Source organism: Bradyrhizobium sp. LM2.9, assembly GCF_054056555.1.
Genome location: NZ_JBSRYJ010000002.1, coordinates 7,250,389 through 7,267,369, shown reverse-complemented (window position 1 = coordinate 7,267,369; position 16,981 = coordinate 7,250,389). Strand labels below are relative to the sequence as shown.

The following is a 16,981-nucleotide window of genomic DNA, read 5'->3' as shown; positions in this document are numbered from 1 at the left end:
CTAGGTTGCTGTCCTAGCACCAGACGTCTGCCGCCCACTTGAGCCGTGTAGGAAGAAGCCGAAGGCGATTTAGCAGCGCGCGACGTTGTCCGGCCCCGGGGACGCCCACCTGTTTTTCTTAAATCCAATAATTGGTGCCGCTAACAGTGTTAGGGTGGCGCAGGCGTCAATGTCGCCGGCTGTTAATCGGCATAGCGATAGTATAATTGGTTCCAGTGGGCGGCAGATCATCATAGCGAGTTACGCCTGCCCAGTGTCAAGCCGATCTGGCCGACGCTTGCCGCGCAGTCGGACAAGGAAAGCTGCCCGCCGTGCGCTTCCTTGCTGTGCTTGCCGAGCACGCGGTGGCTGACCGCGCCCGCTGTCGGATCGAGCGGCACACTGCCGAGGCGCACCTGCCCGCGGGCAAGGCGCTCGCCTCTCTCGACTTCGACAGCGTGCCGATGCTATCCAAGGCACAGGTGTGGCACTCGCCGCAGGCGATGTCTGGCTCGAGACCGGCGTCAATCTGCTGCTGTTCGGTCCATCCGAGTCAGATTCATACTGCCCATCTCGCTACCCCCTTAGAGTTGAGCCTCTTTTTGACCCGGATCGCCAGACGATGGCCGCCGGCACCGCCGCGCATGCGCGGCGCGCTTGACATCGGGATGTTCCAGATCAACCGCTTTGATCATCCACGGTGCGCCTTTGCACAGCTGCTGCGCAGGCAAGCTCTGTTCTTCAATCAGACGGCGAACCGTCGAAGGACTGACTTTCAATGCAGTTGCAGCTTCGTCCAAAGTGACATCTCCACGCTCGGCGCGCTCGCCCTCTCGGTAGACCGCGATGGCGTGTTGGTTGCGCAGGCTGCGAACGCGGACACGAGTCCAACTGTTGCCCGCCCCGTCGACTTACTGGCGCGATTGAGAACCGCGGCGATGGTGCTGTCGGGCATCTGACGCGCGAGGACACGAACGAGATCGACCAATCTGCCGCTGTGCTCCAGCGGTGCTCGCCGGTGCGGTTCTTCCTCACCTGCAATGCAGTGTGATCGCCCCCATGCCAGTGGACAATCAAGTCCAGCACCTCGTCGCGGATGCGCACAACAATCTCATGGATCAAGCTTCGGATGATCCTCTTGCGCGTCGCAGCTGTTGCACCCGGACTGGTCGTGTCCCCGGTGGTGGTGTAGCTCGGTAGAGCAAAGCCGCCCGGACGCGCGCCCCCAATTGCGCCGTAGCGGGCGGGCGGCTTTGCGGTGGTCACCGGCAGTTCTCCGGTAGGATCGGGTTGCGACACGCCAACGCAACCGAGGAACCACCGATGACCGACGACATGATGAACCTGCGCACGCTGGTAGAGAAGACCCCCGACGCCGATCTGCTGCGCGAGATGATCGGCTTTGCCGCCCAGCGTCTGATGGAGCTGGAAGTGGGAGGCCAGACCGGGGCGGCCTATGGCGAGAAGAATCCCGAACGCCTGGCCCAGCGCAACGGTTACCGCGACCGGATCTGGGAGACCCGTGCCGGCGCCGTCGAGCTGCGTATCCCCAAGCTGCGCAAGGGCTCCTACTTCCCGGCGGGCGGGATCTTCCTGAGGGAACAGCCGTGCGCGGTGTCTCTTTCTCTCTCCAGGCTGGCCGCTGCCTGGCAATCGTCGGCGGGTCCGGCTCCGGCAAGAGCGTGGCCTCGCGCGCCATTGTCGGTCTTGCTGGCCGCCGAGCTCATGTCCATGCGCGTCAACTGAACTTCGCGGGCACCGATCTCATGGATCTTGATGACCGCAGCTGGCGGCGCGTCCGTGGCAAGGAGATCGGCTTCGTTCTGCAGGATGCGCTCGGGGCGCTCGACCCGCTCCGCCCTGTGGGCAAGGAAATCGGCGAAGCATTGCTTCTCCATCATGCAGTTACTTCAGGAGAGGAACTCAAAAGGCGTGTCGTCGCACTCCTTGAGCTCGTCGGGGTGCCTGAAGCCGAGGTGAAGGCCCGGCAACTGCCGCATCAACTATCTGGTGGCCAGCGTCAACGCTCGCTCATCGCTGCCGCGCTGGCGCTAGATCCACGCATCCTGATCGCGGACGAGCCGACCACGGCTCTCGACGTCACCGTGCAGGCACAGGTGCTGGGACTGCTGGAACAAATCAAGGTTCGGGGCAAGGCGCTCATCTTGATCAGCCATGATCTGGCGGTGGTCTCCCGGATAGCCGACGAAGTCTTAGTCATGCATGAAGGCGAGGTCGTCGAGCGCGGATCGGCAGACCAGGTTTTCTAGGACCCGCAGCACGCCTATACGCGCCAGCTCCTGGATGCAGTGCCCTCTGCTCGCCCGCGAGGCTCTCGTCTGTCGTTATTGCCCGCTGCACGGCCGCCGCAGCCGCAGTCACGCTCCCTGGAGCAATTACCAGCGCAATTATCATCGACATTCCCTCCCATCGTGCTCAGCGCGGCGAATCTTGTGAAGCGGTTCAAAGGACCAGATGGCGTGCTGCGGACGGTCGTCGACGGTGTCTCCTTCGAGCTGCGATCTGGCGAGACGCTGGGCGTCGTCGGCGAGTCCGGATCTGGCAAGTCGACGATGGCACGAATGGCGCTGGCGCTCGACCTGCCCGACGATGGGGCCGTTCTGTTTCAAGGTCAGGCCTGGACCACGCTCACTGATCGCGAGCGCAGAGCGCGGCGCCGGGCTATCTCCGTCATTTACCAGGATCCCCTCAGTTCCTTTGATCCTCGCTGGACTGTGGAACGCATCATATCCGATAGCCTCACCAGTGACGTGCTGACCAGAGGCGAGCGCGATCAGCGCGTTGTCCAGCTCCTTGACCTGGTCGGACTATCACGAGCCTTCCTGGATCGCCGACCGCTCGAACTCTCGGGCGGTCAGCGCCAGCGCGTTGCGATCGCCCGCGCGATCGCTCCAAGGCCCGCCGTGATCGTCTGCGATGAACCGGTCTCAGCGCTCGACGTCTTAATCCAGGCACAGGTGCTGGACCTGCTGGTCGATCTGAAGGCGCATCTTAACGTGAGCTACATCTTCATTTCGCATGATCTCGGTGTGGTCCGCCATCTCAGCGATCGCGTCATGGTCATGCGGCAAGGGCGCGTCGTTGAGACCGGCACCAGGGACGAGATATTCCTCAATCCGCGTACCGACTACACCAAGGGCTTGATCGCCGCAGTTCCAAGTCTTGCGCGCGGCGGGGCGGCCAATCGTTCATTCAGCCGCCTCTAAGAAGACGCCCTCATAAGTGCGCTCATTTCCATGCCGTGTGATGAAGGCCGTTTCGACGAACGGGCCGCGGCCTTTGTCGATTGAAAACGCGTAGAAGCCACATCCTCGTCAGCAAGCGAGGCTTTTGTCATTGCGTCCAGCGTTTACTGCCATTCGAGTCGAGAGTTCAGTCTAACCGATTTGCGGCGCTGGTGAGCTCGGAGGGGGTTGTCATATCGGCGTCCGTCTATTGGGATTCCTGCGGTGCAGAAATTGCGGGATGTCTGCGGGCTGGCTCGTCTTTGATGCCGACTGTGGGATTTGCGACATGTTCTCGGAGGAGGACACGCCCGCTAAAGCAAATAGCCATTACAAATCAAGCTATCGCAGTTGGCACGAGCCTTGAAAAGGAGCTGTCATCCAGCATGGCATGCTCAAGGAACGTAGTGATGGCTCATAAGATCATAGCCTCTCAGTTCACGTATGCGTCGCGTGCGATTGCGACTTCCGAACGCCACTGTCCGACTCATTGCGCGCTCGCGCACGCTTTCGCCAAGGTGATCGACCAAGCCTCGGTTGCGGTCCACGCCCGCACCTATCGCGGTGCCGATGACCGACCATTCTGCCAGCCACCTGCCGCGTCTTCTTTGCGCTCAAAATGGGCCAAAAGGTCGATGCCGCGGCACGCCGCATCGGGAACGTGCGATGGACCCAGATTGGACCGGCGTCGAACTCGCCATCCGCCTGCAGCACCGTGACACCCTACTCCGGGACGCCCTCGAGAATGGCCCAGTCGAGGGCCGCAGGACCGTGGTCACCGGGCGGGCCGGGGTGCACGACGAGGCAACGCACGCCACGCCAGACATCGTCCGGGATCGCCCCTTTCAAGAACGGCGCGATAAGGAGGTCGGGCCGATACAGCGCAATACTTTCGCGGGTCACGTCGGGATGGATATCGAGCTCGACCGAGACCTCATGGCTACGCTCGCAGAGTTCGACATGCAGCCGCTGCGTCAGGATGTTGAAGGAATGCGACAAAAGCAGAATGCGCATCCTGAGCCTCAACAGATCCGGGGTAATTGTTCGCCCGACAGCCAGTCGACGATCCTTCCGCCGCCAAAGCTCGTCGCCATCTGCACGAAATAGTGGTCGTCTGCCACGGCCTCGCCGATCTCGGCGGCATCACGGCCGAGCGGATGCACCCGCATCGCCGCAAGCACGGCTGCTGCAACCTCGGGCGCCACGATCGCTGCCAGCTTGCCTTCGTTGGCGACGTAGAGTGGATCGAGCCCGAGCAGTTCGCAGGCCGCAGCAACACCGGGCTTCACCGGGATCGCCGCCTCCTGAAGTCGGAAGCCGAGGCCGGACTGCTGAGCGATCTCGTTCAGCGTCGCGGCGAGCCCACCGCGGGTGGGATCGCGCATCAAACGGATGCCCTTGCCGCCGGCCGCCAGCATGCTCGCCACGAAATCATGCAACGGCGCGGAATCCGAGACGATCTCGGTCTCAAAAGCGAGGTTCTGGCGTTTGGACATGATGGCGACGCCATGGTCCCCGAGCGTTCCAGAGATCAGGACACGATCGCCGACGCGGGCATTCCCGGCAGAGAGCTCGAGCCCGGCAGGCACGACACCGATCCCGGCTGTCGAGATGAACAGGCCGTCGGCCTTGCCGCGTTCGACGACCTTCGTGTCACCGGTGATGATGTAGACGCCCGCGGCTCGCGCGGCCTCGCCCATGGAATCCGCAATCATCTTCAGGTCGGAGAAACGAAAACCTTCCTCGATGATGAAGCTCGCCGAGAGATAGAGGGGCCGCGCGCCGGCCATGGCGATGTCGTTGACCGTGCCATGCACGGCAAGCGAGCCAATATTGCCGCCCGGAAAGAACAGCGGCGAGATCACATAGCCGTCGGTCGTCATCACCATGCGCCCGGCGCCGACATCGAACGCAGACTGGTCGTTGCCGCACGCCAGCCATTCATTGCCGAAGGCCTCGTGGAACAGGCCCGAGATCAGTTGCGACATCGCGCGGCCACCGGATCCGTGGGACAGGTCGACGCAGCCGTTCCTTATGTCGAGCTTGCGCTGATGGGCTTTCATGACGCCCGCCGTTGCTGATGATCGCGGAAGCGGCCGTAGGTCCAGTGTGCCGCACATGCACCCTCGGACGCGACCATGCAGGACCCCATCGGCGTCTCCGGCGTGCACATCGTGTCGAACAGCTTGCAGTCAACCGGCTTCTTCACGCCGCGCAGGATGGCGCCGCATTCGCAGGCCGGATTGTCGGCAACGCGAAGCTCGTTCATGTCGAAGCGGACCTCGGCGTCGTATTTGGCGTACGCCCGCTTCAGCTTGAGCCCGCTATAAGGCACTAAGCCGAGACCGCGCCACTCGAACTGGTCGCGCAGCTCGAAGATGTCGGAGACCTCCTCCTTGGCACGCAGATTGCCGTCACGGGTTACTGCGCGGCTATACTGGTTCTCCACCTCATTTCGGTGCTCGTTGACCTGCCGCACCAGCATCAGGATCGCCTGCATCATGTCGAGCGGCTCGAAGCCCGCGATCACCACCGGCTTGCCGAATTCTTCGGCAAAGAACTCGTAAGGCTCGGTGCCGATGATGGTCGAGACGTGGCCCGGCCCGACGAAGCCGTCGATCTCGACGCGGCCGATATTGCGGATATCGGCGCTTTCCAGGATGTTCTGCATCGCCGGCGGCGTCAGCACATGATTGCAAAACACGCTGAAGTTCTTGAGCTGCTTCTTCTCGGCGAGCCGGATCATCGCGGCGGTCGGCGGCGTCGTGGTCTCGAAGCCGATGGCGAAGAACACGACCGCGCGGCCGGGAATTTCTTCCGCAACACGGATTGCATCAATCGTGGAATAAACCATACGGACGTCGGCGCCGCGCGCCTTCGCCTTCAGCAGCGAGGCACCCTGCGAGCCCGGCACCCGCATCAGGTCGCCGTAGACGCAAAGGATCACGTCCGGCCGCTCGGCGAGCCGGATCGCCATGTCGATGCGTCCCGCTGGCAAGACGCAGACCGGGCAGCCGGGGCCGTGGATCATCCGCACGTTCTTCGGCAGCATGTCCTCCAGCCCGTAGCGGGAGATTGTATGCGTGTGGCCGCCGCAAAATTCCATGAAACGATAGGATTTTTCCGGATCGGCCTTCGAGCGAATCGCCTTCGCCAATCCCAGCGCGATCTCCTTGTCGCGATACTCGTCCGCATATTTCATTGCGCGGCGTCCCGGCTTTCGGCGCCGATTTCACGCAACAGCTCCAGCGTCCGCTGCGCCTCCTCCGGATCGATCTTGGTCAGGGCGTAGCCCACATGGATGATCACGTAGTCGCCGACGGCGAAGTTTTCGATCAGCGCCACCGAGATTTCCTTGCTGATTCCATCGATCGAGACGACGGCCATGTCGTCGGGCAGGAGCTTTGTGACCTCAGCAGGTATCGCGAGACACATCAGGCGTTTCCTTCCGAGCCTTGCTGTTCGAGGAGTTGGAGCGCGGCGACCCAGGCCTGCCCGAGGCTGAGGCCGCCGTCATTGGACGGCACCTGGCGAGGCAGCAACGGCGAGAGCCCGGCGGCGACGCAGCCGCGCCCGATCTCGTCTGCGAGGATCGCGTTGAGGAAGCAGCCACCGCCCAGGATGACGGTCGTGACGCTGGTCTCCAGTGCCGCGCGCGCGATCCAGTCGATGCAGGCGGCGGCGAAGGTGCCATGGAAGAGCTCGGCCCCATCGACCCGGATCGACCGCAAGGCGCTCGAGCAAGGGGAAAAGAGACAGCACGCCATTCTCGATCGTCCAGCCGTCCTCCGCGAGGCGCGGTGTGCGGACACGCGCTTCCAGCTTCATTGCGGCTTCGCCCTCGTAACTCTGCACCGGACAGAGATCAAGCAGCCCCGCCGCCGCGTCAAACAGCCGGCCGGCGCTGGTCGTCGTCGCCACGCCGGGCTGGTCGAGCATAGCGCAGAGACGCGCAGCCTGCGGCTGCATCGCAAAGCGCTTCGCAATCGCGTCGCCGCGCCGCAAGGCGTGCAGCACGCTCGCGGCCATGCGCCACGGCTCGCGCGTCGCACGATCGCCACCCGGCATCTTCATCGGCGCCAGATGTCCGAGCCGCCGGAAGCGTGCACCATCGCACGAGAGCAACTCGCCGCCCCAATTGCCACCGTCGCTGCCATAGCCGAAGCCGTCGAGCACCAGCGCCAACGCTGGTCCTGCGACGCCATGTTCCGCCATCACGGATGCCGCATGGGCATGGTGATGCTGGACCGCGATCAGCCGCCTCCCGCTGGCTTCGGCGAAACGGGTCGAGGCCATGTTCGGATGCAGGTCGTGGGCGATGACGACCGGGTCGATGTCCAGCGTCGAGAGCAGGTGATCCACCGTCTCCTCGAAAAAACGAATGCCTTCCGCGGTGTCGAGATCGCCGATGTGCTGGGAGACGAAGGCTTCGTTGCCGCGGATGACGGTGACCGTCGACTTCAGCGCGCCGCCGACCGCAAGCACCGACGGAACGGACTTCGCGAGCCTAATCGGCTCGGGAATATAGCCGCGGGCACGGCGGATGAACTGCGCCCGGCCCGCGACCACGGACACAACAGAGTCGTCCGCGCGGGTGACGATGTCGCGGTCATGCGTGACGATCAGGTCGGCGATGCCGGCAAGCCGCCGTTTGGCCTCGTCATTGACGATCACCAGCGGCTCGCCGCCAGGATTGGCGCTGGTTGCCACGATCGCCCAACTTGCGCCGTCCGCTCGCGGATGCGCCGAATCGAGCGCCTTCAGCACCAGATGATGCAGCGGCGCGACGGGCAGCATGACCCCGATCCGCGACAGCTCCGGCGCAATCGCGGGCGGAAGCATATCGCGGGATCTCATCAGCACGATGGGCCGCGGCGAGGATTCCAGCAGCGCGAGCCCGACCGCATCGATTTCAGCGATCTCGCCGACCACATCCGTCGAGCCGACCATCACGGCGAACGGCTTCTGATTGCGATGCTTCCGGTGCCGCAGACGCCACACGGCAGCATCTTCACGGGCATTGCACAGCAATTGATATCCGCCGAGTCCCTTGATCGCGACGATCCTTCCGTCCGCGATCGCAGTGGCGATCTGCTTGGTATCATGACTGATCCTTGGCCCACATCGCGGGCAGGCAATTGCTTCGGCGTGGAAGCGACGGCTCGCCGGATCGGCATAGTCTGCTGCGCAGGCCGTGCACATCGCGAAGCGCCTCATCGCGGTGGTACGGCGGTCATAGGGCAGCCGCTCGGCGATGGTGTAGCGCGGGCCGCAATGGGTGCAGTTGACGAAAGGATACAGATGGAAGCGGCTCGCCGGATCAAACAGCTCGCTCAGACACTGCGGACAGGTCGCGGCATCGGCGGCGATCCGGGTCGAGACCTTGCCCTGCTCACTGGCGCGGATGTGGAATTCGTCGCTTTCGGTGATGCCGACCGGTTGCACGGAAATGTCGTCTATCCGAGCCAGTGGCGGTTTTTCCAGCGCCAGCGCATCGACAAAATCGGCGGCGCGGTCGCCCTCGACCTCGATCACCACGCCATCGGGATCATTGGCAACGAAGCCGCCGAGCCGATAGCGCGCGGCGAGGCCGTAGACGTAGGGACGAAAGCCCACGCCCTGCACGGCGCCGCGCACATGCAGGCGCAGCCGTCTTCTGTCTCGCGCCATGGCCTCGCCGCTCATGCTCATCCCGACACGGCCATCTCGGTCGGCTTCATCTGTGCAACCCGCTTGCGAATCCAGGCATACAATGCCGCAAAACCCTCACCGGTGCACGCCGATAACGTCAAAACCTCGATCTTCGGACTGACCCGGCGCGCATATTCGATCGTCCTTGCAAGATCGAAGTCGAGTACGGGCGCAAGATCGATCTTGTTGATCAGCATCAGAGAGGAGGCTGCGAACATGTCCGGATATTTCAGCGGCTTGTCCTCGCCTTCCGTGATCGAGAACACCACGATCTTGCAGGCCTCGCCGAGATCGAACGCCGCGGGACAGACGAGATTACCGACGTTCTCGATGAAGAGGATGCCGCCGTTAAGCCAGGGCAAGCGGTCATAGGCTTCGCCGACCATGGCGGCATCGAGATGGCAGCCTTTGCCGGTATTGACCTGGATCGCCGGCACGCCGGTCGAGCGGATCCGTTCGGCATCGTTGGAGGTCTGTTGATCGCCTTCGATCACGCCAATCGGAAAGCTGTCCTTCAGCTCGGACACGGCGCGAACCAGAAGCGAGGTTTTTCCGGCGCCGGGGCTCGAGACCAGGTTGAAGACGAGCACGTCGCCGGTGCGGAAGCGCGCGCGGTTGTCGGCGGCAAGCCGATTGTTCTTGCCGAGAATGTTGCGCTCGACCTGGATGATGCGGTCGCTGCTCATGCCGGCGATCTGCTGGCCTGCCGCGTTGGCGCTGCAATCGACCAGCCCGCCATCGCCGGGCGCGTGATCATGATGATGGTGATGGTCGTGGCTGTGCCCATGATGATGCGAATGATCGTACCCATGGGAATGATCATGGGAATGATCATGGGTGTGTTCGATGGACGTTTTGGCATCGCTGCAACCGCATACCGTGCACATCAGTCGACCTCCAGTTCCCTCACGCGCATCTCTTCGCCGCCGATCACCTGCAATTGATAGCTGCCGCAGGACGGACACGGCTCATAGCGCTGCTTGATCTCGACGCCTTTGCAGCAGGCCACGCACCAGGCCGCTCCCGGCGGCGTCTCGACGATCTCGAGCCTTGCTCCTTGCGCAATGGTGCGTGCGGCGACGGCCTCGAAGCAGAACTTCATCGCCTCAGGCGCAACATGGCTGAACGCACCGATCTCCAGGCACACGACGTTCACCCTAGCGAAGGCGCGCTTGCGCGACTCCTCCTGGATAATCTCGATGATTCCCTCGCATAGCGCCATCTCATGCATGGCCGATCTCGCGGAAGCTGAGGCTGAAGCCGACGCACGGATCGAACGAGCCGACGAACGTGCGGACCGCATCCAGCCCCTGCCGGCCCCCGGCCAGAACGGAGCCCTGGAGGCTGCGAACCAACGGCCCGCGGGCATGGAAATTCCACTCCGTCGGCGCCAAGAATTCGAAGCGGACGATGCGGTCTTCATCGTCGAGCTCGACGGCATGATAGAGCCGGCCCCGCGCGCATTCGACGGCACCCGCGCCTCTGCCGGTTCCCAGGCGGTAGCTCTGGAGGACGCTGTCCCCGACTGTCCCATCGTCCGCCTCGAGGAAGGCGCACAGCCGCGCCACTTCCGCGATCCGCGCCTTCAGACGCTCGGCGGGGCCCAGGCCCGGCGGCAGGATCGGCTCACGCCCAACCCGCCGCGCCCAGACGCCGGTCTCCGGAATCCGGCCATGGAGATGAGGCGCGTCGGAGAATATCGCGCCATCGGCAAGCAGCCGCATGACGATTTCGAGATCGTCGGCTGCCGACAGGAATGACTGTTCGACCACCGGCGGCAGCAAGGCATCGCCATCGAAATTCGCAAGATGTACCGCCAGCGCGCTGCCGGCCCCGGGGGTTTGCTCCTCGCTCGCGATCCCGAGCGCGGCGAGCGATGCCCTGATCTTCGCCACCGCCTCGCGGCGCGAGACCGCCTCCCCGCGCTCGGCGATGCTGCCACCCAGAACGGCCGTGGCCTCCATCATGGCACGAACGGCTGCGGCGCCGGCGCCGTCAAGCGTGAGACGGCCAACGAACAGGCCGCGTAACAATTCGGTCAGGCGTTCGGCGACGACAGCGACGACGCGACCGTGCTCAATCTCGAGACTGGCATCCTCGCCCCGCGCCGCCTCGACCGCGGACAGGAAAGCTACCTGATGCGCCATCGAGCACAGGGAGAACAGACGCGGCAGCACCGACGGCAGTGACGAGGCCGGCTTTCCCGCGAACAAGCGCGTCAACGGCGGCCGGCTGCGCGGCCGGATCGCGACGTCGGCGATCGTGCCGCCGGCGAGCCACACCGTGATGTCGATCTCGTTGCGGAAGGCCAGGCTCATCCGCACCGCTCCGTCAGAATACCGCGCAGGAAGTTACGCCGATCGATCGGGCTTGTTGCGGGCTCGCGACGACGGATCGACTCCTCGCTGTCGGCCGGCAGCATCAGCTCGGCGAGGGTCGCTTCGGCCGTCGCCCGCGCGGCGACCATGTCCGCGAACTGGAACATCGGCGAGAACAGCGAGCAGCTCGCGATCAGGCCCATTTGTCCGACCTCGCTGAGAGTGAATTCGATATCGCCCGCAGGGAAGCGAATTCGCAGGCTCGGGCCCGACGTATCCCGCGCGATCGCGCTCGCCGGCATCACCACGTTCATGAACCAGGGCGTGACCATGATGCCGATGGTCGTGCCGTTGAACCAGCGGAAACCGACCGCTTCGACGCCGAGCGCGTCGTTGTAGATCGGCAGATCGCGCATCGCGCGCTCGCGGAACTCCCGATAGCTTCCTGCCAAGAGCTCGCCCCACGCTTCGGCGTCGGCGTCGCTGGCAGAAATTTGCGTGTCAGCCGTCATGACGCGATCGCCATGAACTTGGATTTTGGAGAGTCGCAGTTCGGGCAGCGCCAGTCTTCCGGCAACCCCGCGAACGGAGTGCCGGGCGCGATCTGTGCCACCCCATCGCCATCGGTGGGATCATAGACCGTCCAGCAGATGCCGCATTCCAGCCGCGTGACATCGGCGACGTCCTGGCGCACGCCAAAATTCTCGAACCTGCTCATTTGAAATAGGCCTCGATGATCTCCTGAAGCCGCTCAGCCGAGTCCTCGAAGTCCTCGTCAGCCGCAATCGCCACCGTCGGCACGCCGCCGATCTCCAGCGTATCGAGGATGATGGTGTCCATGGCGTTGAAGAACTGCACCGACCATACATTGCGGATGCCCGTGGAGAGCACCCGGCAGGTACCATAGCCGCGAGAAACCAGTCGGATCGGCCCGTTCTTGATCGTGTCCTGGAGAAAACTCATGTCGACCGAGCTCATCGGCAGCAGCGTGAAATTGATGATCTGCGAGCGGATGCCCGGCCGCCATGCGAGCGCCCGCTCGCGGATTTCCGCAAGCACCGGCAGCACGTTCATGGCACCTTCGGGGGCCTGCCCGATCTCGAAATCCGCAGCCGTGAGATCGGCAGCGGCGCGCTTCACGATCTCCGGGATCGGCCCGACCTCGAGATATTCGTGATTGGCGTCGCTCTCGAGCCGCACGCGCCAGATCCCGGCCAGCACAGATTCCTGGATCTTCGCCAACGATCCATCGGGCAGCGCAACGACGGCGGCCACTTCGCCCCGGCCCATCACGTCGGCAATCAGCTTGCGCTCGAGATCGTTGAGATTGCCAAGCCGGAACAGTTGCGTCGGCATGTCGGCTTTCTGGCTCGCGATCGCTGCGGCCACCTTCGACAACAGCTCGATGGCGTTCGGGCAGCTCCTGGCGAGTTCCACGCTGTCGAGCGTGGCAAGCTTGGCCAAGGCACCGGCCGCGGTCAGGCTGCCGCTCGTCGCGTTCAGGCTCTCATCGCCGATCGGAAACACGTTGATCGGCTGCTCCGCGCCCTCGGGCGCAGTCCAGAAACCCGCGTTCATAGTTCGGCACCTTGGCGGTGCTGGGGAACGATGGTTGTCATGACAACGGCACTCGTGCCGTGCGGACGGTCGACCAGCTTGGTGATGCGGTCGACATAGATCGACCAGTCCTGGATCTTCGCGATCAGCCCGAGTGTCTCGCCCTTGACGACGAAGATCAGCGTCGGCTGCACGCGCACGCCAAAACGCTGGCCGAGCTCGCTCTCGGCACCGCGGGCGATCACCACGGCACGCAAGCGACCCTTGAATGCCTCGATCAGCTCCGGCAGCACGACCGCGACGTCGATCGCCTCCGGAAAACGCGCGGGGTCTCCCGCCGACAGCAATACGGCGATGGCGTGGGCCTCGTCGGTCGTATTCAGAAAACGATTGACCGTCGTAGCATCCACCTCGGGCAAGCCACGCCGCGCCAGATCTTGCCTTCCCTGCTGTAATTTCATCAGACCTCCCCTGACTAGCTTATGATTCTGCTGGGAATAGGGATCAGCAAGGTACGTGCCAAGGACGGTTATCACCTTTCCTGATTTATCTAGTTGATTTGAATCATATGTTTCCACGACAGGAGATGCATCAATCCCAAGACGGAAAGCTAATTTCCATATCGGATGAAAATGAACTTAGCAGATAGAGATTATCTTCCAGCGAGGACACGGGCTCTCGCGGAGCGGGCTGCCGCCCTAATCAAACCGGAGATGCTCGGGCAGTTGCGGCTCGCGGTCAATGAGGTCGACGAAGAAGCGATCGCAATCCTCGCCATTGATCGCTGCGCCCAGACCGTCGATCGCGGCGCCGATCAGGCGCGCCTCGGCCTCATGCAGAAGCCGAACCGCGGTGTCGATAAAGACCAGCACCCTGGCACCGGCCGGCGGGTTCGAGAGCAGCAGCATCGAAACGCGCCGCTGCTCGCCTCGGAACTCGCACAGCGCCGATATCCCGTCAGTCTCAACGATCGTCATCGGCAAGCCGAGGCACATGGCGGATCTCCGACGGTGTAGCCGGTCAGGCCGGCCGCCCCCTCATCTCGTAATGCTGATGATCGATGTCGTTGGCGAGCAGCCGCTCCGATTCTGCCAACGGCGCGGTGCGCGGCATCACCTCGACGCCCCATTCGGCCAGGATCTCGCAACCAAGCTCGAGCGCCGGCGCGATCTGATCGCGCACCGGCTCCGTCAGCGGCCCACCCCAACCCTCGAGGTCGAGCGGCTGGCAGCCGATCAATACGAGATGTCGCGGACAACGGCCAAGCAGGTCGGCCGCGCTGATGACCTCCTGGAAGCCGGTCTGGTGCAAGCTCATCTTCTTGGCGCCGGAGAAACGCGGCACCTCGTCGTCACGAACGACCTTCAACTGCCCGGGCTCGCTCCCATAGTCAATCGCGTCGAACACGATCAAACGATCCGCATCCTCCAGGTAGTTCACGAGGTAGAGCCCCTGCGTGCCTCCATCGAGAATGGTGACGTTGTCGGGCACGGCGTAGCGGCGGTGGAATTCCTCCACCGCGCGCACGCCAAAGCCTTCGTCGGCCCACAGGATGTTGCCGATGCCGAGCACCAGGATGCTGTTTGCTTGCGAAGATGTCGGCATCGGTATCATTCCAGTTTCTCAGTCGCGGAATTGCCGCTCGCCGGAGATCATCGAGGAGATAATGCTCTGGCGCGACATGATGTCCTCACGGACAGCGGCGTAGATGTGCACCATCACGAACACGACCAGCGTCCACATGCCGAGATGATGCCAAGTGTGAACGTCCTGGCTGTTCGGCCAGATCGCGAACACCCAGCCGAACAGCTTGTGCTGCCAACTGTCGATGCCCGCACCTTCCGAATAGAGCGCAAAGCCGGTAACGATCATGAATGCCACGAACAGCGTGAAGCCCGTGAACATCGCGGTCCGCGCCAGCGGGTTGTGGCCGACATACATCTTCGGCTCGCGCTCCAGGAACGCATACCAGCGGATTTCATGCAGCACTTCTTTCCAGAAGTGCTTGCGATGCACCGGCAGATAGAAAATCTGCCGGGAATGGTGATTTCCGACGAAGGCCCACAGAATGCGGGCAAGGAAGAACACCGCCAGCACCTGCCCCGCCGCGAAATGGGCAAAGCGGATATAGCCCATTACGAAGTTCGCCGAGGCCTCGCCCTCGATCGACGGCAATGGCGTTCCGATCAGATAACCGGTCACCATCAGCACGATGGTCGAGAACGCGTTCACCCAATGGCAGATCCGCACCGGCGCTTCGTAGACGTAGACGGCGGGACGGCCGACCCCATGTTCGCCGGCCGCATCGGCCGCTATCGCGGAGAGGTCCGGCTCGGCTTCCGCCGGACGTGCAGCTACATCCATCATGGCGTTTCCCCCTGCTTCACCTGACCTTGACGCTGGCCATTTCCTGGCCGTCCGGACTCATGACATGCGTGGAGCAGGCCAGGCACGGATCGAAGGAATGGATCGTGCGCAGGATCTCCAAAGGCTGCTCGGGATTGACCATCGGAGTGTTCATCAACGAGGCCTCGAATGCACCGATGTTCCCTTGCGGATCGCGCGGTGAGCCGTTCCAGGTGGTCGGCACCACGCACTGGTAGTTGTCGATCTTGGTTTCCTTGATCTTGATCCAGTGCGCGAGCGCGCCGCGCGGCGCCTCGGTGAAGCCAAAACCCTTGGCCTCCTTCGGCCAGCTCTCCGGCTTCCACTTGTCGACGTTCGCGGTCGAGCTGTCGCCGGCCTTGATGTTGGCGACGAGCTTGTCCTGGAAGTCGCGCATTTGTCGTCCGGCCCAGACCGACTCCAGCGCGCGCGCCGCCGTGCGACCGAGCGTCGAGAATAGCGCCGACAGCGGAAGGTCCATATCCTTCAGGAACTTGTCGACAGGATCCTTGAACTCGGCCTTGTTCTGCGCATAGCCCACCACCCAACGCGCCAGCGGGCCGACCTCCATGGCGTGCCCCCGCCAGCGCGGCGCCTTGATCCATGAATATTTTCCGCCCTCATCGAGCTGCTCGATCGCGGTCTTGGTGCCTTTCGCATTAGGTCCCAGCACGTAGTTCGGCTCGGTCACGCCGTCCCAGGGATGCAGTCCCTTTGTTTCGTCGGGATATTTGTACCAGGAGTGAACCACGAACTCCTGGATCTCATCGGGGTTGGCATGATCGACGGGAAGCACCTCCGAGAGATTGCCGTTTATGATGGCGCCCCGCGGCAGCTTCAGGCTCTTGGAGGAGTAGTCGTTGGCGTGTTCCGGCACGTCGCCATAAGAGAGTACGCTCTTGCCGGAGAGACCGCCGCCGTAGAGCCAGTCCTTGTAGAACGAACCGATCGCCGCCACGTCGGCCAGGTAGACCTGCTCGTTGAACTCGATCAGGCGATCGATGATCGACGAGATCAGGTTCAGGCGCTCGATGTTGATGGCACCGACCGCGCCCGCGCCGTCGACGTTGATCGGACAGGGCACGCCGCCCACGAGCCAGTTCGGATGCGGATTCTTGCCGCCGAAGATGGTGTGGATCTTGACGATCTCCTTCTGGAAATCGAGCGCCTCCAGATAGTGCGCGACCGCCATCAGATTGGCCTCAGGTGGCAGCTTGTAGGCCTTGCTGCCCCAATAGCCGTTCTTGAAGGGCCCCAACTGCCCCGACTCGAAGAACTTCTTGAGACGGGTTTGCAGGTCCTTGAAGTAACCTGGCGACGACAGCGGCCAGCTCGAGATCGACTGCGCGAGCGTCGAGGTTGCGCGCGGGTCGGCCGAAAGCGCGGAGACCAAATCGACCCAATCCAGCGCGTGCAGGTGATAGAAGTGAACGACGTGGTCGTGCACCTGCAAGGCAAGCTGCATCAGATTGCGGATCGAATTGGCGTTCTCCGGAATGGTGATCCCGAGCGCGTTCTCGACCGCGCGCACCGACGTCAGCGCGTGCGTGCCGGTACAGACGCCGCAGATCCGTTCCGTGAACGCCCAGGCGTCGCGGGGATCGCGGTTCTTCAGGATCACCTCGATCCCGCGCCACATCGTGCCGGTGGAGACTGCGTTTCGGATGACGTTGTCGGCGTCGACATTGACCTCGACCCGCATATGACCTTCGATGCGGGTCACCGGATCGACGACGATGCGTTTGCCGGAATTGTCGAGATTGAAGCCGTTGGGAGTCTTACCCATGATTTTCTTACCCTTGGATC

General features: G+C 63.2%; 18 protein-coding genes and 3 pseudogenes. 5 read left to right on the top strand and 16 right to left on the bottom strand.

The annotated features are described in order from the left end of the window. Nucleotides 1-246 precede the first annotated feature (246 nt). From ACVWW3_RS36950 to ACVWW3_RS36930, 5 genes and pseudogenes are all read left to right on the top strand, one after another. Nucleotides 247-526, top strand: a pseudogene (locus ACVWW3_RS36950) (ATP-binding protein); the annotation flags it as partial. 121 nt (nt 527-647) lie between these two features. After that, the gene (locus ACVWW3_RS36945; protein WP_456651422.1) at nt 648-938 is read left to right on the top strand and encodes a hypothetical protein; all 291 of its coding nucleotides are present in this window, start codon (nt 648-650) and stop codon (nt 936-938) included. 364 nt (nt 939-1,302) lie between these two features. After that, nucleotides 1,303-1,560, top strand: a pseudogene (locus ACVWW3_RS36940) (transposase); the annotation flags it as partial. Nucleotides 1,561-1,586: 26 nt separating this feature from the next. Further along, nucleotides 1,587-2,249, top strand: coding sequence for an ABC transporter ATP-binding protein (locus tag ACVWW3_RS36935; RefSeq protein ID WP_456651423.1), 663 nt, complete (start codon nt 1,587-1,589; stop codon nt 2,247-2,249). Nucleotides 2,250-2,288: 39 nt separating this feature from the next. Then, nucleotides 2,289-3,206 carry an ABC transporter ATP-binding protein gene (locus tag ACVWW3_RS36930; protein ID WP_456651424.1) on the top strand — a complete coding sequence of 306 codons (918 nt, stop codon included), beginning with the start codon at nt 2,289-2,291 and terminating at the stop codon, nt 3,204-3,206. A gap of 741 nt (nt 3,207-3,947) precedes the next feature. Here the strand turns inward: ACVWW3_RS36930 and ACVWW3_RS36925 are convergent. The 16 genes and pseudogenes from ACVWW3_RS36925 to ACVWW3_RS36850 all read right to left on the bottom strand — a co-directional run bounded on the left by ACVWW3_RS36925 (nt 3,948) and on the right by ACVWW3_RS36850 (nt 16,961). Then, a complete protein-coding gene (locus ACVWW3_RS36925; protein WP_456651425.1) occupies nt 3,948-4,238 on the bottom strand; it encodes a hypothetical protein in 291 nt (96 codons plus the stop codon). Between the two features lie 8 nt (nt 4,239-4,246). Beyond that, entirely contained in the window at nt 4,247-5,287 is a 1,041-nt protein-coding gene (gene hypE / locus ACVWW3_RS36920; protein ID WP_456651426.1) for a hydrogenase expression/formation protein HypE, read from the bottom strand. Beyond that, a complete protein-coding gene (gene hypD, locus ACVWW3_RS36915) occupies nt 5,284-6,426 on the bottom strand; it encodes a hydrogenase formation protein HypD (protein WP_456651427.1) in 1,143 nt (380 codons plus the stop codon). The genes hypE and hypD overlap by 4 nt, the downstream gene beginning before the upstream one ends. Then, nucleotides 6,423-6,659 (bottom strand): HypC/HybG/HupF family hydrogenase formation chaperone, encoded by a 237-nt coding sequence (locus ACVWW3_RS36910; protein WP_456651428.1) that lies wholly within the window; start codon nt 6,657-6,659, stop codon nt 6,423-6,425. The genes hypD and ACVWW3_RS36910 overlap by 4 nt, the downstream gene beginning before the upstream one ends. Beyond that, nucleotides 6,659-8,915 (bottom strand): annotated as a pseudogene (gene hypF / locus ACVWW3_RS36905) (carbamoyltransferase HypF). Before hypF ends, ACVWW3_RS36910 begins: the two are co-directional and overlap by 1 nt. Further along, entirely contained in the window at nt 8,912-9,802 is an 891-nt protein-coding gene (gene hypB, locus ACVWW3_RS36900) for a hydrogenase nickel incorporation protein HypB (RefSeq protein ID WP_456651430.1), read from the bottom strand. The pseudogene hypF and the gene hypB overlap by 4 nt, the downstream one beginning before the upstream one ends. Next, nucleotides 9,802-10,146 (bottom strand): hydrogenase maturation nickel metallochaperone HypA, encoded by a 345-nt coding sequence (gene hypA, locus ACVWW3_RS36895; RefSeq protein WP_456672333.1) that lies wholly within the window; start codon nt 10,144-10,146, stop codon nt 9,802-9,804. The genes hypB and hypA overlap by 1 nt, the downstream gene beginning before the upstream one ends. Next, nucleotides 10,139-11,197 carry a nickel-dependent hydrogenase large subunit gene (locus tag ACVWW3_RS36890; RefSeq protein ID WP_456651432.1) on the bottom strand — a complete coding sequence of 353 codons (1,059 nt, stop codon included), beginning with the start codon at nt 11,195-11,197 and terminating at the stop codon, nt 10,139-10,141. Before ACVWW3_RS36890 ends, hypA begins: the two co-directional genes overlap by 8 nt. Nucleotides 11,198-11,229: 32 nt before the next feature. Next, nucleotides 11,230-11,745 carry a [NiFe]-hydrogenase assembly chaperone HybE gene (gene hybE / locus ACVWW3_RS36885; RefSeq protein ID WP_456651433.1) on the bottom strand — a complete coding sequence of 172 codons (516 nt, stop codon included), beginning with the start codon at nt 11,743-11,745 and terminating at the stop codon, nt 11,230-11,232. Beyond that, complete coding sequence (locus tag ACVWW3_RS36880; protein WP_456651434.1) at nt 11,742-11,951, bottom strand: rubredoxin; 210 nt, start codon at nt 11,949-11,951, stop codon at nt 11,742-11,744. The genes hybE and ACVWW3_RS36880 overlap by 4 nt, the downstream gene beginning before the upstream one ends. Next, complete coding sequence (locus tag ACVWW3_RS36875) at nt 11,948-12,811, bottom strand: hydrogenase expression/formation C-terminal domain-containing protein (protein ID WP_456651435.1); 864 nt, start codon at nt 12,809-12,811, stop codon at nt 11,948-11,950. Before ACVWW3_RS36875 ends, ACVWW3_RS36880 begins: the two co-directional genes overlap by 4 nt. Next, nucleotides 12,808-13,251, bottom strand: a complete 444-nt coding sequence (locus tag ACVWW3_RS36870) for a hydrogenase accessory protein (RefSeq protein ID WP_456651436.1) — start codon at nt 13,249-13,251, stop codon at nt 12,808-12,810. Before ACVWW3_RS36870 ends, ACVWW3_RS36875 begins: the two co-directional genes overlap by 4 nt. Nucleotides 13,252-13,488: 237 nt before the next feature. Beyond that, a complete protein-coding gene (locus ACVWW3_RS36865) occupies nt 13,489-13,785 on the bottom strand; it encodes a HypC/HybG/HupF family hydrogenase formation chaperone (protein WP_456651437.1) in 297 nt (98 codons plus the stop codon). Between the two features lie 25 nt (nt 13,786-13,810). Next, the gene (locus ACVWW3_RS36860; protein ID WP_247438850.1) at nt 13,811-14,395 is read right to left on the bottom strand and encodes a HyaD/HybD family hydrogenase maturation endopeptidase; all 585 of its coding nucleotides are present in this window, start codon (nt 14,393-14,395) and stop codon (nt 13,811-13,813) included. Between the two features lie 18 nt (nt 14,396-14,413). Then, nucleotides 14,414-15,157 (bottom strand): Ni/Fe-hydrogenase, b-type cytochrome subunit, encoded by a 744-nt coding sequence (gene cybH / locus ACVWW3_RS36855; protein WP_456651438.1) that lies wholly within the window; start codon nt 15,155-15,157, stop codon nt 14,414-14,416. 16 nt (nt 15,158-15,173) lie between these two features. Beyond that, on the bottom strand, nt 15,174-16,961 hold the full coding sequence (locus ACVWW3_RS36850) for a nickel-dependent hydrogenase large subunit (protein ID WP_456651439.1): 1,788 nt from the start codon (nt 16,959-16,961) through the stop codon (nt 15,174-15,176). Between the last annotated feature and the right edge of the window lie 20 nt (nt 16,962-16,981).

What these genes read in the sequence shown, in the direction of transcription:
- ACVWW3_RS36925 (WP_456651425.1), bottom strand. Translation starts at nt 4,238, where the DNA reads ATGCGCATTCTGCTTTTGTCGCATTCCTTCAACATCCTGACGCAGCGG.
- ACVWW3_RS36875 (WP_456651435.1), bottom strand. Translation starts at nt 12,811, where the DNA reads ATGAACGCGGGTTTCTGGACTGCGCCCGAGGGCGCGGAGCAGCCGATC.
- cybH (WP_456651438.1), bottom strand. Translation starts at nt 15,157, where the DNA reads ATGATGGATGTAGCTGCACGTCCGGCGGAAGCCGAGCCGGACCTCTCC.
- hypE (WP_456651426.1), bottom strand. Translation starts at nt 5,287, where the DNA reads ATGAAAGCCCATCAGCGCAAGCTCGACATAAGGAACGGCTGCGTCGAC.
- hypB (WP_456651430.1), bottom strand. Translation starts at nt 9,802, where the DNA reads ATGTGCACGGTATGCGGTTGCAGCGATGCCAAAACGTCCATCGAACAC.
- ACVWW3_RS36910 (WP_456651428.1), bottom strand. Translation starts at nt 6,659, where the DNA reads ATGTGTCTCGCGATACCTGCTGAGGTCACAAAGCTCCTGCCCGACGAC.
- ACVWW3_RS36880 (WP_456651434.1), bottom strand. Translation starts at nt 11,951, where the DNA reads ATGAGCAGGTTCGAGAATTTTGGCGTGCGCCAGGACGTCGCCGATGTC.
- hypA (WP_456672333.1), bottom strand. Translation starts at nt 10,146, where the DNA reads ATGCATGAGATGGCGCTATGCGAGGGAATCATCGAGATTATCCAGGAG.
- ACVWW3_RS36860 (WP_247438850.1), bottom strand. Translation starts at nt 14,395, where the DNA reads ATGCCGACATCTTCGCAAGCAAACAGCATCCTGGTGCTCGGCATCGGC.
- ACVWW3_RS36850 (WP_456651439.1), bottom strand. Translation starts at nt 16,961, where the DNA reads ATGGGTAAGACTCCCAACGGCTTCAATCTCGACAATTCCGGCAAACGC.
- hypD (WP_456651427.1), bottom strand. Translation starts at nt 6,426, where the DNA reads ATGAAATATGCGGACGAGTATCGCGACAAGGAGATCGCGCTGGGATTG.
- ACVWW3_RS36945 (WP_456651422.1), top strand. Translation starts at nt 648, where the DNA reads ATGTTCCAGATCAACCGCTTTGATCATCCACGGTGCGCCTTTGCACAG.
- ACVWW3_RS36870 (WP_456651436.1), bottom strand. Translation starts at nt 13,251, where the DNA reads ATGAAATTACAGCAGGGAAGGCAAGATCTGGCGCGGCGTGGCTTGCCC.
- hybE (WP_456651433.1), bottom strand. Translation starts at nt 11,745, where the DNA reads ATGACGGCTGACACGCAAATTTCTGCCAGCGACGCCGACGCCGAAGCG.
- ACVWW3_RS36865 (WP_456651437.1), bottom strand. Translation starts at nt 13,785, where the DNA reads ATGTGCCTCGGCTTGCCGATGACGATCGTTGAGACTGACGGGATATCG.